Raw genomic sequence first — 13158 nt, 5'->3', positions numbered from 1 at the left:
TGCTGCAGGGCGGATGTGGCGCCAGTCGGCCGCGTTGACACTGGGAGGGGGGCTGCTTAAGTCTCGCGCGCCCTCTGACGGGCCTATTTTGCCGGCGGGCGCAGGGCCCCTTCAGTCGCCGCCGACGCCTCGCACAACGGACGCCTTCCCTTGAGCATCTTCCAACGGTTCTTCGGTTCCTCCAACGACCGCAAGGTCAAGGGCATGCAGGCGCGTGTCCTGAAGATCAACGCGCTGGAGCCCAAGATCCAGGCCCTCTCGGACGCCGAGCTGCGGGGCAAGACCGACGAGTTCAGGGCCCGCCTGGCGAAGGGCGAGACCCTGGACCAGCTGCTGGACGAGGCCTTCGCCGTGGTGCGCGAGGCCGCCAAGCGCGTGCTGGGCCAGCGGCACTACGACGTGCAGCTTGTCGGCGGCATGGTCCTGCACCAGGGCGGGATCGCCGAGATGCGGACCGGCGAAGGCAAGACGCTGGTGGCCACCGCCCCCGTCTACCTCAACGCCCTGGCGGGCAAGGGCGTCCACGTCATCACCGTCAACGACTACCTGGCCCAGCGCGACAGCGAATGGATGGGCCAGGTTTACGGCTTCCTGGGCATGACCACGGGCGTGATCGTCCACGGCCTGTCCCAGGGCCAGCGCCAGGCGGCCTACGCCAGCGACATCACCTACGGCACGAACAACGAGTTCGGCTTCGACTACCTGCGCGACAACCTGGTCTACGACTCCCGCGAGATGGTCCAGCGCGGCCACAACTTCGCGATCGTCGACGAGGTGGACTCGATCCTGATCGACGAGGCGCGCACGCCGCTGATCATCTCGGGTCCCACCGAGGACCGCTCGGAATTCTACAAGACCATCGACCTGCTCATCAAAGAGCTGGTCAAGGACCCGACCACCTACGACCACGACGAGAAGCAGCGCCAGGTCATCCTCACCGAGGAAGGCTCGGAGCGGATCGAGCAGATCCTGGAGGAGGCGGGGCACCTGGCCGAGGACTCGGCGGGCCTGTACGACCCGGCGAACGTCTCGGTCGTGCACCACGTGAACCAGGCGCTGCGGGCGAACGTGCTCTACACCCGCGACAAGGACTACATCGTCCGCGCCGGCGAGGTGATCCTGATCGACGAGTTCACCGGCCGCATGATGCATGGCCGCCGCCTGTCCGAAGGCCTGCACCAGGCCATCGAGGCCAAGGAAGGCGCCGTCATCCAGCCCGAGAACCAGACCCTGGCCTCGGTGACGATCCAGAACTACTTCCGCCTCTACTCCAAGCTGTCGGGCATGACCGGCACGGCGGCCACCGAGGCCCAGGAGTTCCTCGACATCTACCGGATGGACGTGGCCGAGATCCCGACCAACCGGCCGATCCAGCGCATCGACGACGACGACGAGGTGTACCGGACCAGCGCCGAGAAGAACCAGGCGATCATCAAGCAGATCGAGGAGTGCTACCGCCGGGGCCAGCCGATCCTCGTGGGCACCGTCTCGATCGAGAAGTCGGAACACCTCTCCGAGCTGCTGAAGGCGCACAAGTTCGAGGTCGACGGGAAGACGCAGACCGGCATCCCGCACAGCGTGCTGAACGCCCGCTACCACGAGCAGGAGGCCCTGATCGTCGCCGACGCCGGCGTGCCGGGCGCGGTGACCATCGCCACCAACATGGCCGGCCGCGGCACCGACATCCAGCTGGGCGGCAACGTCGACATGAAGCTGGCCAAGTGGCGCGACGAGCAGCGGGCGCAGGGCGCCGAGCCGACGCCCGAGCAGGCCTTCGCCCAGCGCGCGATCATCGAGGCCGAGATCAAGGACCTGAAGGAGAAGGCCCTGGCCGCGGGCGGCCTCTACGTGCTGGGCACCGAGCGCCACGAGAGCCGGCGGATCGACAACCAGCTGCGCGGCCGGACGGGCCGCCAGGGCGACCCCGGCCACTCGAAGTTCTTCCTCTCGTGCGAGGACGACCTGCTGCGCATCTTCGCCGGCGACCGGCTGGACGCGATCATGCGGACCTTCGGCGTGCAGGAAGGCGAGGCCATCACGCACAAGTGGCTGAACAGCGCCATCGCCACCGCCCAGAAGCGCGTCGAGCAGCGGAACTACGAAATCCGCAAGAACCTGCTGAAGTACGACGACGTCGTGAACGACCAGCGCAAGGCCGTGTTCGAGCAGCGCCAGGAGTTCATGGAGGCGACCGACCTTTCGGAGGCTGTCGCCGAGTTCCGCCGCGACACCATCGCCGACTTCGTCCAGCGCCACCTGCCGCCCAAGGCCTACGCCGAGCAGTGGGACGTGGCGGGCCTGGACGACCACGTTCGCCGGTACCTGGGCCTGGAGCTGCCGATCGCCGAGTGGGCCGCCGAGGACGGCATCGCCAACGAGGAGATCGAGGAGCGCATCGTCCAGGCCGCCGACGCCCGGGCGGCCGAGCGCAACGCCCTGGTGGGCGACCACATGCGCAACGTCGAGAAGAGCTTCCTGCTGCAGACCATCGACATGCAGTGGCGCGAGCACCTGATGCACCTCGACCACCTGCGCAACGTGATCGGCCTGCGCGGCTACGGCCAGCGCGACCCGCTGAACGAGTTCAAGACCGAGGCCTTCTCGCTGTTCGAGAAGCTGCTGGTGGACCTGCGCCAGAACGTGACCCGCTGGCTGATGACGGTGGAGTTCCAGTTCGAGGAGCCCGCGCCGCCGCCTCCGGAGATGTTCGAGGTCCACCTCGACCCGCTGACCGGCGAGAACGAGGCCGAGCGCGGCTTCGTGCCCGACAACATCTCGCCCGAGCAGCGCCAGGCCCTTCCCGTCACCTCCTTGCCCGACGGCTGGGAGGACACCGGCCGCAACCAGCCCTGCCCCTGCGGCTCGGGCAAGAAGTTCAAGCACTGCCACGGCGCGCTGGTGTGAGGCGGCGTCCCTCCCGGCAAGGGAGGGTTGCCCGCCCCCACGGAAGGCCGTGAAACTCTCCCCGACGACTTAGGGGAGAAACCACCATGGCCCAGGCGCTGCCGAAGGCGTGCATCATCGGCGCGGGCTGTTCCGGCTTCACGACCGCCAAGCGGCTGAAGGACCTGGGCGTGCCGTTCGACTGCTTCGAGATGTCGGACGACATCGGCGGCAACTGGTACTTCAAAAACCCGAACGGCCTGTCGGCCTGCTACGAGAGCCTGCACATCGACACGTCGAAGTGGCGCCTGGCCTTCGAGGACTATCCGGTCCCCGCCGACTGGCCCGACTTCCCGCACCACGCCCAGCTCCTGAAGTACTTCCACGACTACGTGGACCACTTCGGCCTGCGCCCCCTGATCACCTTCAACACCGCGGTCACCCACGCCGAGCGCACGGCGGAGGGGCTCTGGTCGGTGACGCTGTCGACCGGTGAGACTCGCCTCTACGACGTGCTGTTCGTCTGCAACGGCCACCACTGGGACGCGCGCATCCCGGAGTATCCCGGCGCCTTCGACGGGCCGGCCTTCCACGCCCACGAATACCGCGACCCGTTCGACCCCGTGGACATGCGCGGCAAGAACATCGTCGTCGTCGGCATGGGCAATTCGGCGATGGACATCGCCTCGGAGCTGTCCCAGCGGCCGATCGCGAGGAACCTCTGGGTCGCCGCCCGGCGCGGCGTCTGGGTGCTGCCGAAGTACATGGACGGCCGGCCGGCGGACAAGGCGGCCCTGCCCCCCTGGTTCCCGCGCAAGCTGGGCCTGGCGCTGGCCCGCAAGAAAATCAAGCGGGCCATCGGGCGGATGGAGGACTACGGCCTGCCCAAGCCCGACCACGAGCCGCTGGAGGCGCACCCGTCCGTCTCGGGCGAGTTCCTGACCCGGGCCGGCTGCGGCGACGTGAAGTTCAAGCCGAACATCGCCGAGCTGATGGGCAAGAAGGTCCGCTTCGAGGACGGCAGCGTCGAGGACGTGGACGCCATCGTCTACGCCACCGGCTACAGGATCAGCTTCCCGTTCTTCACGGATCCCGAGCTGCTGCCGGACGCCGAGCACCGCTTCCCGCTGTTCAAGCGGATGATGAAGCCGGGAATCCCGAACCTGTTCTTCATGGGCCTGGCCCAGCCCCTGCCGACGCTGGTCAACTTCGCCGAGCAGCAGGCCAAGCTCGCCGGCGCCTACCTCGTGGGCCGCTACAAGCCGCCCGCGCCCGCGGAGATGGCGCAGGTCACCGCCAAGGACGAGGCCCTGCACCTCGGCCCCTACTACAAGTCGGCCAGGCACACGATCCAGGTGGACTTCGGGATCTACGTCCACGACCTCCTGAAGGAGATCGAGCGCGGCGGGAAGCGGGCGAAGGCCGCCGGCTACGCCCTGCCAGTTCCCGCCCGCGCGGTCAGCGCGTCACGATCGGAAAGTCCGGCCGCGGCGGCGTGAGGAAGCCCAGCAGGCGGACGAGCGCCCCGGCTTCGCCCTCCGAGGCCGCCGGCGGCCTGGCCCCCGCCAGGGCCGCCGCCAGGAACTGGGCCCGCGGCAGGACGAACACCGCCTCGGCCGCGCCCTTGGGATCGGCCTCGTAGGTGAGGACGTCGTTGCGCACGGCCACCCGATAGCGCTCGTCGCGGTCCGGGAAGACGAGGTCGAGGCTGACCGCCTGCCCCCGCGACTTGGCGGGATCCAGCCGCACCGCCAGGAGGTCGAGCAGCATCGGCGTCGGGGTGCTGCGGACCATGTCGAGCGAGCCGGCGCGGGCCGGCCCCGGCCGCACGCCCTGCGAAAGCTCCTGGGCGCCGGTCAGGTACATGTTGCGCCAGATGGCGCTCTCGGCCGCCGCCGCCTGGCGGCGGTAGACGCGGGCCAGGAGCTCGCGGGCGGCCACGTTCGTCGCATCGGCCAGCACGATCCGGTTCAGCAGGGTCGCCGCCCAGCGGTCGTCGCCGGCGTCGTAGGCCCGGCGCGCCTGCGCCAGCACCTTGCCCGCCCCGCCCATGGCGGCGACGTAGCGGGCGCTCTCGTCGACCGGATCGAGCGGCGCGAGGTTCACCGGATTGCCGTCGTACCAGCCCATGTAGCGCTGGTAGATCGCCCGGCTGTTGAAGCTGAGCGTGCCGTAGTAGCCGCGGTTGAACCACTCGCGGTCCAGCGCCTCCGGCAGCTTGAGCCGGTTGGCGATCTCGGGGCCCGTGAGGCCCTCGTTCATCAGGCGCACCGTCTGGTCGTGCAGGTACTTGTAGGCGTCGCGGTGGCTGGCGACGTAGGCGGCGATCGTCTCCCGACCGAAGCGGGGCCAGGCGTGGCTGGTGAACAGCACGTCGGTCCGGTCGCCGTAGAGGCGCAGGGACTCCGAAAGGCCGTCCGCCCACAGCTTGGCGTCACGCACCAGGGCGCCGCGCGGCGTCAGCACGTTGTGCATGGTGGCGTTGGCGTTCTCGGCCAGGCTGAGCGCCTTCAGGTCCGGCAGGTAGATGTTCATCTCGGCCGGCGCCTCGGTGTTGGGCGTCACCTGGAACTCCAGGCGCACGCCGTCGACCGTCAGGGTCTGGCCGGTGCGTTCGATCTCCAGCGTCGGCGGGATGAGCGTCTGGGTCCCGGAGCTGACCGCCTGGCCGATGCCCGAGCTGATGGGCCCCTCGGGGCCGCGCGGCTGGCCGCCGCCGAACTGGTAGGCCGCCCGGCGCTGCATGGCGGGGCCGGCGATGATGTTCTCGGAGACCGCGTGCTCCAGAAAGCCCTGGGGCGCGATCACTTGGACCTTCCCGGCGTCGACGTCGGCCTGCTCGACCATGCCGCGGGCGCCGCCGAAGTGGTCGACGTGGCTGTGGGTGTAGACGAGGGCCGTCACCGGCCGCACCCCCAGCGTCTGGTTGGCGAGGTCGAGGGCGGCGCGCGCCGTCTCGGCCGAGGTGAGCGGGTCGATGACGATCCAGCCGGTCTTGCCGGCGATGAACGTGGCGTTCGCGAGGTCGAAGCCGCGGACCTGCCAGACGCCGTCGGCGACCTTGAAGAGGCCGTGCTTCGACAGGAGCTGCGCCTGCCGCCACAGGCTGGGGTTCACGGTGGCCGGCGCGGGTCCCGCGAGGTGGGCGTCGGCCGACAGGTCCCAGACGACCCGGCCATCGGCGGCGGTGATCCTCGGGTCCGCCCGCGTGGCGACGAAGCCCCGCTCGGCGAACTCGAAGTCCTGCCGGTCGGCGAAGTCGGGCCCCGCCTGCGCCGCCGTGGCCAGGGCAAGGCCCAGCGCCAGGCCCAGCGCGGCGCCGATCGTCAGCTTCCTCATGTGACGCACCTCCCGCCCGAGGGATGAGCCCGCGGCGCGACCCTGGCAACCTTGCCCCGACGTAACTTGACGAGGCGGGCCCCTGTCGGCGCTTCTGCCGGTTCGGATGGGGGACGAGAGATGAAGTTCGCAAGCTGTGCGGCGGCGCTGGCCGCGTTCTGCCTGGCCGGGTTCGGCCTGATCGGGCCGGTGGCGGCGCAGACGGGGGACCAGAAGGCCGCCTTCGCCGAGATCGACCCGCTATTCGAGGCCTTCATGCGCGAGCAGAACGTCCCCGGCCTCGTCTATGGCGTCGTGGCCGACGGCAAGCTGGCCTACGTCCGGACCCTGGGCGTGCAGGACGTGGAGACGAAGGCGCCGGTCACGGCCGACACCGTCTTCCGCATCGCCTCGATGTCCAAGAACTTCACCGCGCTGGCGGCGCTGAAGCTCAGGGACGAGGGCCGGCTGTCGCTGGACGCCCCCGCCGAGCAGTACGTGCCGGAGCTGAAGGCGCTGAAGTATCCCACGACGGACAGCCCGAAGATCACCGTCCGCGACCTTCTCAGCCACGCCGGCGGCTTCGTCACCGACGACCCCTGGGGCGACCGCCATCTCGACATGGCGGAGCCGGACTTCTCGCGCTTCGTCGCGGCGGGCGTCCCGTTCTCGCGAGCGCCCGGGACGGCGTTCGAATATTCCAACTTCGGCTATGCGCTCGCCGGCCGGGTGGTCTCGAACGCCTCGGGGACGCCCTACGCCGACTACATCGGCGCCCGCTTCCTCGCGCCGCTGGGCATGGCCTCGACCACGTTCGACATCGGCAAGGTCCCGGCCGGGCGCCTCGCCCGCGGCTATCGGTGGGAGGACGGGCGCTGGACGCCCGAGCCGGCGCCGGGTCCCGGCGCCTTCGGGGCGATGGGCGGGCTCCTGACCAGCGCTAACGACTACGCCCGCTACATGGCCTGGGAGCTCGCCGCCTGGCCGCCGCGCGATGGGCCCGAGGACGGGATCCTGGCCCGCGCCAGCATCCGCGAGATCGCCCGTCCCCAGACCTACGCCACCGTGCAGCGGCGGTCCGATCCCGAGGGCTGCGACCGGGCGGCCAGCTACGGCATGGGGACCATCCCCTACAGCGACTGCGTGCTCGGGCCGCACTTCGGCCATTCCGGCGGGCTGCCGGGCTACGGCTCGAACGTCCTGATGCTGCCGCAGCGCGGCGTGGGCGTGTTCGCCTTCACGAACCGGACCTATGCGCCCGCCTCCGTCGTCGTTCGCGAGGCGGCGACCCGGCTGGTGAAATCGGGGGCCTTCCCACAGCGCCAGGCGCCGCCCAGCGCGGCGGTGACGGCCATGGCCGAGCGGGCCATGCGGATCTATGCGGCCGGCGACGTGCTGGCCGAGCCCGACGCCCTGGCCGTCAACTTCCTGCTGGACGAGGACGCCGCCCACCGGAACGCGAAGATCGTCCCGATCAAGGAGAAGCTGGGCGCCTGTCGGGGCGAGCTGCAGCCGGTGCGGACCGACAGCGCCATGGCGGCGATCCTGAAGTTCCCGTGCGAGCGGGGAACGCTGGAGGTCCGCTTCCTCCTCGCGCCCACCACGCCCGCCAGCTTCCAGGCGCTGGAGTTCCGCGGCTAGGCGCTAGAGCGACACCCAGTTGCCGTGGAAGCCGAAGGGCACGCGCCGCGGCATGGCCGCCGTCGCGACCGGCCCCCTGGCGATGTCCTGCGCCTCGAAGACCAGCAGGTCCGAGCGGTTCTCGGCCGCGCGCCAGACCACGGCCGTGACCCAACCGTCGCCCTCGGGCGCGTCGGCCGACCGGGGCGTGAACACGGGCTCTGAGGTCAGGTCCCCGTCCGGCAGCGCATAGACCTGGCGCGCGCCGGTGGTCAGGTCGAGGTGCGCGATCGCGCCCTGCTTGATGGTCTTGCCGTTCGTCGGGTCGGCCGCGTACCAGCCGTGGCGGTGGCGCAGCGTCTCGACGCGCGGATCGACCCTCGGGAACTCGCCGTCGAGGTCGTCCAGCGGCTCCTCTTTGATGGCGTCGCTGTTACCGGCCAGGTCGAACGTCCAGCGGACCAGCCGCGCCGCCGTCTTGCGGCCCGGAGAGCCATCGGCGTTGGGGAACAGCGGCGCGGCGTCGTAGCGCATCACGTCGGCGACGATCCGGCCCTCCTCCTCCCAGGCGTTCAGCGGGTGGAAGACGTAGCAGGCCTCGGTGTTGAACCAGCGGATCGAGCCGACGTCGCCGTCGCGGCGCATCACCCCCACGTAGGCGCCCTTCTCGGGCTCCCAGGCGAAGGCGGGCTTGCCGCTCATCGCCCGCTCGAGGCTGGCGGTCAGCGGCAGGATGGGGAAGAGGACGTGGTTCTGCGTGACCATGAAGTCGTGGACCATGCAGGCGAAGGGCGCCTGGAAGTCGTCGCGGCGCACGACCTTGCCGTCGGCGCCGGTCACGCCGTAGCTCATGCCGGCCGACAGGGGCATGTCGCCGACGCCATAGGCGAACCAGACCATCTCGCCCGACACCGGGTCGAGCTTGGGATGGGCCGTCGTGCGGCCGCGGTAGGCTTCGGCGTAGCCGATGGTCTCCAGCGTGCCCGGGTCCATCTGCGTCGGCATGTGGCCTTCCTCGAGCGCCATCAGCCGGCCGGCGTGCCAGACGATGTTGGTGTTGGCGACGCCCGAGTCCTGGCCTAGGGCCGAGGGATCGGTGGTCATGGGATTGCCGAAGCTGCCGAACAGCGAGCGGCCGGCGGCGTTCTCGGCCTGCCACTTGGGCGTGCGGACGTAGCGGTTGCGATACCGGACCTTGCCGTCCTCGACATAGAAGCCGTGGACCATGCCGTCGCCCGAGAACCAGTGGTGGTTCGGGTCGCGCGGCTCGAACTGCGGATTGGGGCCGATGCGGAACAGCGCGCCGCGCAGCTCGCGCGGGATCTCGCCCACGACAGGCAGGTCGAAGTCGTCCTCCGAGCGGACCGGGGCGAAGTTGCCCGTCAGGTAGGGATTGATGCGAGCGTCGCCGTCCATGGCCGTTCCTCCTCAGCCGAACAACTTACGTTGTAAATTTATGAGGTAAGGTCTACGCCTTGGCAAGCGTGCTTTTTTCGAACCCTGAGTCTCCATGCCTCGCGTCCTGTCCGAGTCCGATGTCGCCGACTTCCGCGAGCGCCTGTGCGAGGCGGCCGAGCGCCTGTTCGCCGAGAAGGGACCCGACGCGGTGACCATGCGCCAGCTCGCGGCGGCGCTGGGAGTCTCGCCGATGACCCCCTACCGCTACTTCCAGGACAAGGACGACATCCTCGCCGCCGTGCGCGCCAACGGCTTCAACCGCTTCGCCGAGGCGCTGGAGACGGCGCGGGCGACCAAGAGCGGCGCGCGGGCCCGGGGCGCGGCGGTCGGCGAGGCCTATGTGAACTTCGCCCTCGAGCACCCGCACACCTACAAGCTGATGTTCGACCTGAACCAGCCGGACGACGGCAAGTACCCCGAGCTGGTGGAGGCCGGCCGGCGCGCCCGGGCGACCCTCAGCGACTATGTGAAGGACCTGATCGCCGACGGCGTGCTGGCGGGCGATCCGGAGCAGCTCGGCACCATGTTCTGGGCCGCGGCGCACGGGGCGGTCGTGCTGGAGCTGGCCGGCAAGCTGCCGCCGGGGACCGCCCGCGACCTGCACCACGCCATGGGCCAGGCCATGAGCCGCGGCCTGCGGCCGGGAGCGAGCTAGGTCCGCACCACGCGCGCGCCCATCCAGCGGTCGTAGGCGGGATCGGGCCGCCCGGTAAGGAGCATCCCGAGCGCCCAGGCGGCCAGCAGCCCGACCACCGCCAGTTCGGCGATCCAGAGCGGGCGGGCGTACTGGACCAGCCACGGCGCGGCGCGGGTCGCCTGGTGCGAGACCGCCAGGAGCGCCGCCCCCGCCAGCAGCCAGCCGTAGACGATCAGGTTGCGTCCCAGGGCGCGCGCCAGGCCCAGCCGCCCGCCGCCCACGGCCGCGACCCGCAGGCCCAGGCCCGCCTTGCCGGGCGTTCCGCGCATCAGGCCCTCGCCCAGCGCCATGCACAGCACGAACGCCAGCGGATAGGCCCAACCCAGCGAGATCGGCGCCACCGGCTCGCCGGCGCGGTCCACCGGCTGCAGGACCGCCGCGCCCACGAGCGTCTCCCCCTGCTGGGCCTCGACGTTCACCGAGACGAAGCGGCCGCTCTCCAGGCCCAGGAACAGCCGTCGGCAGGCGGTGGCCGAGGCCACCCGCGACGTCTGCGCCGGGACGGCCGAGAGCGCCGCCCGCTCCACGGCGGGCGAGATTTCGCGGGCGGGCTCGCACCGGTCCACCGGCTGGAAGACGTAGGCCCGCAGCTTGCCGCCCGAAGCGGTGTACAGCGCGACCGAGACGAGGCTGGCCACGAGGACGAAGAACACCCCGTCGATCGCCGCCGCCGCCAGCCGGCGCCAGACCGCCGCCCCCTCCGCGCCCGCGATGGCAATACCTGTCATGGCCGCCCCCCAGCTTCCGGCGCGGAGCTTGACCGCCGTCGCGTCATCCGTCGAGCCTCGCCGCACAGCTTAGGAAGGAAGCCCCATGCCGCAGCCGTTCGAAGTGTCATGGAGCGCCGCGGACGTGGCCGCGGTGCTGGACCAGGTGCGGGCCTACCCCTGGCCGCCGGCGCCGGCGGTCCCCGACGGCTGGGCCTACGGCTGCGACGGCGGCTACCTGCGGAGCCTGTGCGAGCACTGGACCGGCGCCTGGGACTGGCGCGCGGCCGTCGCCGAGCTGAACCGGTTCCCGCAGTTCACCGCCAGGGTGGAGGACTTCGACCTGCACTTCGTGCACGTGGTCGGCGAAGCGGGCGGCAAGCGGCCGCTGATCCTGACCCACGGGTGGCCCGGATCGCACTACGAGTTCTGGGAGAGCATCGAGAAGCTGGCGTTCCCGAGCCGGTTCGGCGGCGATCCGGCCGACGCCTTCGACCTGGTGATCCCGTCCCTGCCCGGCTTCGGATTCTCGTCGAAGCCCGAGCGCCCCATCGGCCAGCGCGCCACAGCCCGGCTGTTCAACGGGCTGATGACCCAGGTGCTGGGCTACGACCGCTATCTCGCCCAGGGCGGCGACTGGGGCGGCCTCGTCACCTCGTGGCTGGGCCGCGACCACGCCGCGCACGTGTCGGCCATCCACCTGAACATGATCGGCTTCCGCCCGGACGGGCCGCCGCAGTCGGACGCCGAGGTCGCCTGGATCCAGCGCCAGCAGGCGATGATGGACGTGATGGGCGCCTACTTCCGCCTGCAGGCCTCCAAGCCCCAGTCGATCGCCTGGATGGCGGCGGGCAACCCGGTGGGCCAGGCCGCCTGGATCGCCGAACGCTTCCACGACTGGGCCGACCTGCGGGAGAAATCCCTCGACGAGGCCTTTCCCAAGGACCGGCTGCTGACCAACATCATGCTCTACGTGATGACCGGCAGCTTCACGACGGGCGCCTGGTACTACCGGGGCCTGATCGAGGAAGGCGGCGTGTCCCTTCCGGCGGGCGAGCGCTGCGAGACGCCGACCGCCTTCGCCAACTTCCCCGGCGAGCCGCTCTACACCGCCCCGCCGCGGAGCTGGGCCGAGCGGGCCTACAACATCGTCCGCTGGACTGAGATGCCGCGCGGCGGCCACTTCGCGGCGATGGAGGAGCCGGACCTGTTCGTGGACGAGGTCAGGGCTTGGGCGCGGGCGCTCTGAGCGGCTAAAGGGCGGGCATGAGCCACGCCCGCTACGACTTCGCCTCGGACAACACCGCGCCCGCCGCGCCCGAGGCGCTGGAGGCGCTCGCCGCCGCCAACACCGGCTTCACCTCGGGCTACGGGACCGATCCCGTCAGCGCCAAGGCCGCCGACCTGGTGCGCGAGATGCTGGACGCCGACGCCGAGGTGCGGTTCGTCGCCTCGGGCACCGCCGCCAACGCCGTCGCCCTGGCGGCCCTGTGCCGGCCCTTCGAGGCGGTGCTGGCCCACGAGCACGCCCACGTCTGCACCGACGAAACCGGCGCGCCGGGCTTCTTCGGCCAGGGACTGGGCCTGATCCGCCTGCCCGGCGCCTCCGGCAGGATCGACCCGGCCGCCCTGGAGCAGCCCCTGTCGGCGCCCGACGTCTCCTACCGCCAGCCGGCGGCGGCGCTCTCGCTGACCAACGCCACCGAGTACGGGACGGTCTATTCGGCGCACGAGCTCCGCGCTCTGATCGCGCCCGTGAAGGCCAAGGGCTACGGCGTGCACCTCGACGGCGCGCGGCTGGCCAACGCCGCCGCCGCCGGCTTCGACCTCAAAGCCATCAAGGAGCTGGGCGTCGACATCCTGGTGGTCGGCGGGACCAAGGCGGGGATGCCGCCTACCGAGGCGATCGTGATCTTCGACCGCGCCCTCGCCCGCCGCTTCGACGCGCGGCTGAAGCAGGCGGGGCAGCTGCCGTCCAAGGGCCGGTTCTACGCCGCGCCGTTCATCGGCATGCTGGGCTCGGGCGCGTTCCTGCGCCATGCGGCCCACGCCAACGCCATGGCGCGCAGGCTGGCCGAGCTCATGCCCTTCCCCGTCGTCCATCCGGTGGAGGCCAACGCGGTGTTCGTGGAGATGGACGATGCGGCGCTGTCGCGGCTGCACGCGGCCGGCTGGTTCGCCTACCGCTTCCTGGACGGCTCGGTGCGGTTCATGTGCTCGTGGGCGACCACCGGTGAGTCGGTGGAACAACTGGCGGTTACACTCCGCGACCTGGCCTGAAGGTCTTGAAAAGGGGTCACTTTTGCCGCGGGTTACCGGCAGGTGTGACATGTATGGCGCACTCGCCGCCCAAACTGGAACCAGACGCCCCATCGAACGCCACTTTATGGCGAGTTCTGGTTGCTGCTGTGACGGGAGCGTGACAGCTTTCGCCACCGCTGCCTGGGGGGTGCTTCCAGCGTGTGACATCGCGCG

At 70.7% G+C, this 13158-nt stretch carries 9 protein-coding genes; 6 read left to right on the top strand and 3 right to left on the bottom strand.

All coding sequences use genetic code 11. From position 1 onward, the window contains the following. The first annotated feature begins 150 nt into the window (after window positions 1-150). Window positions 151-2904, top strand: coding sequence for a preprotein translocase subunit SecA (gene secA, locus PHZ_RS04120; protein ID WP_012521320.1), 2754 nt, complete (start codon window positions 151-153; stop codon window positions 2902-2904). An 86-nt stretch (window positions 2905-2990) separates the two neighbouring features. Further along, complete coding sequence (locus PHZ_RS04115; protein ID WP_012521319.1) at window positions 2991-4382, top strand: flavin-containing monooxygenase; 1392 nt, start codon at window positions 2991-2993, stop codon at window positions 4380-4382. Here PHZ_RS04115 and PHZ_RS04110 read toward each other — a convergent pair. Further along, a complete protein-coding gene (locus tag PHZ_RS04110) occupies window positions 4342-6222 on the bottom strand; it encodes an alkyl/aryl-sulfatase (RefSeq protein ID WP_012521318.1) in 1881 nt (626 codons plus the stop codon). The genes PHZ_RS04115 and PHZ_RS04110 overlap by 41 nt on opposite strands. 120 nt (window positions 6223-6342) lie before the next feature. On the opposite strand from PHZ_RS04110, the gene PHZ_RS04105 reads away from it, so the two are divergent. Then, window positions 6343-7842, top strand: a complete 1500-nt coding sequence (locus tag PHZ_RS04105) for a serine hydrolase domain-containing protein (RefSeq protein ID WP_012521317.1) — start codon at window positions 6343-6345, stop codon at window positions 7840-7842. 3 nt (window positions 7843-7845) lie between these two features. Here PHZ_RS04105 and PHZ_RS04100 read toward each other — a convergent pair whose 3' ends face one another. Next, on the bottom strand, window positions 7846-9237 hold the full coding sequence (locus tag PHZ_RS04100; protein ID WP_012521316.1) for a carotenoid oxygenase family protein: 1392 nt from the start codon (window positions 9235-9237) through the stop codon (window positions 7846-7848). Window positions 9238-9331: 94 nt separating this feature from the next. On the opposite strand from PHZ_RS04100, the gene PHZ_RS04095 reads away from it, so the two are divergent. Next, window positions 9332-9934: a TetR/AcrR family transcriptional regulator gene (locus PHZ_RS04095; RefSeq protein WP_012521315.1), complete on the top strand. Its 603-nt coding sequence runs from the start codon at window positions 9332-9334 to the stop codon at window positions 9932-9934. Here PHZ_RS04095 and PHZ_RS04090 read toward each other — a convergent pair. Further along, window positions 9931-10704: an RDD family protein gene (locus PHZ_RS04090; RefSeq protein ID WP_041373133.1), complete on the bottom strand. Its 774-nt coding sequence runs from the start codon at window positions 10702-10704 to the stop codon at window positions 9931-9933. The genes PHZ_RS04095 and PHZ_RS04090 overlap by 4 nt on opposite strands. An 85-nt stretch (window positions 10705-10789) precedes the next feature. Between PHZ_RS04090 and PHZ_RS04085 the strand changes: the two genes are divergently transcribed. Both PHZ_RS04085 and PHZ_RS04080 read left to right on the top strand, forming a co-directional pair. Then, on the top strand, window positions 10790-11932 hold the full coding sequence (locus PHZ_RS04085) for an epoxide hydrolase family protein (RefSeq protein WP_012521314.1): 1143 nt from the start codon (window positions 10790-10792) through the stop codon (window positions 11930-11932). Between the two features lie 17 nt (window positions 11933-11949). After that, entirely contained in the window at window positions 11950-12963 is a 1014-nt protein-coding gene (locus PHZ_RS04080) for a beta-eliminating lyase-related protein (protein WP_012521313.1), read from the top strand. The last annotated feature ends 195 nt before the right edge of the window (window positions 12964-13158 follow it).

This window comes from Phenylobacterium zucineum HLK1 (assembly GCF_000017265.1).
Classification (GTDB): domain Bacteria; phylum Pseudomonadota; class Alphaproteobacteria; order Caulobacterales; family Caulobacteraceae; genus Phenylobacterium; species Phenylobacterium zucineum.
Note: the sequence above shows the minus strand (reverse complement) of the source record. Positions and strands in the feature narration are given on the sequence as shown.

Excerpts from the sequence above, each read along its gene's own strand:
- PHZ_RS04115 (WP_012521319.1), top strand. The coding sequence starts at position 2,991 with ATGGCCCAGGCGCTGCCGAAGGCGTGCATCATCGGCGCGGGCTGTTCC.
- PHZ_RS04110 (WP_012521318.1), bottom strand. The coding sequence starts at position 6,222 with ATGAGGAAGCTGACGATCGGCGCCGCGCTGGGCCTGGCGCTGGGCCTT.
- PHZ_RS04105 (WP_012521317.1), top strand. The coding sequence starts at position 6,343 with ATGAAGTTCGCAAGCTGTGCGGCGGCGCTGGCCGCGTTCTGCCTGGCC.
- PHZ_RS04100 (WP_012521316.1), bottom strand. The coding sequence starts at position 9,237 with ATGGACGGCGACGCTCGCATCAATCCCTACCTGACGGGCAACTTCGCC.
- PHZ_RS04095 (WP_012521315.1), top strand. The coding sequence starts at position 9,332 with ATGCCTCGCGTCCTGTCCGAGTCCGATGTCGCCGACTTCCGCGAGCGC.
- PHZ_RS04090 (WP_041373133.1), bottom strand. The coding sequence starts at position 10,704 with ATGACAGGTATTGCCATCGCGGGCGCGGAGGGGGCGGCGGTCTGGCGC.
- PHZ_RS04085 (WP_012521314.1), top strand. The coding sequence starts at position 10,790 with ATGCCGCAGCCGTTCGAAGTGTCATGGAGCGCCGCGGACGTGGCCGCG.
- PHZ_RS04080 (WP_012521313.1), top strand. The coding sequence starts at position 11,950 with ATGAGCCACGCCCGCTACGACTTCGCCTCGGACAACACCGCGCCCGCC.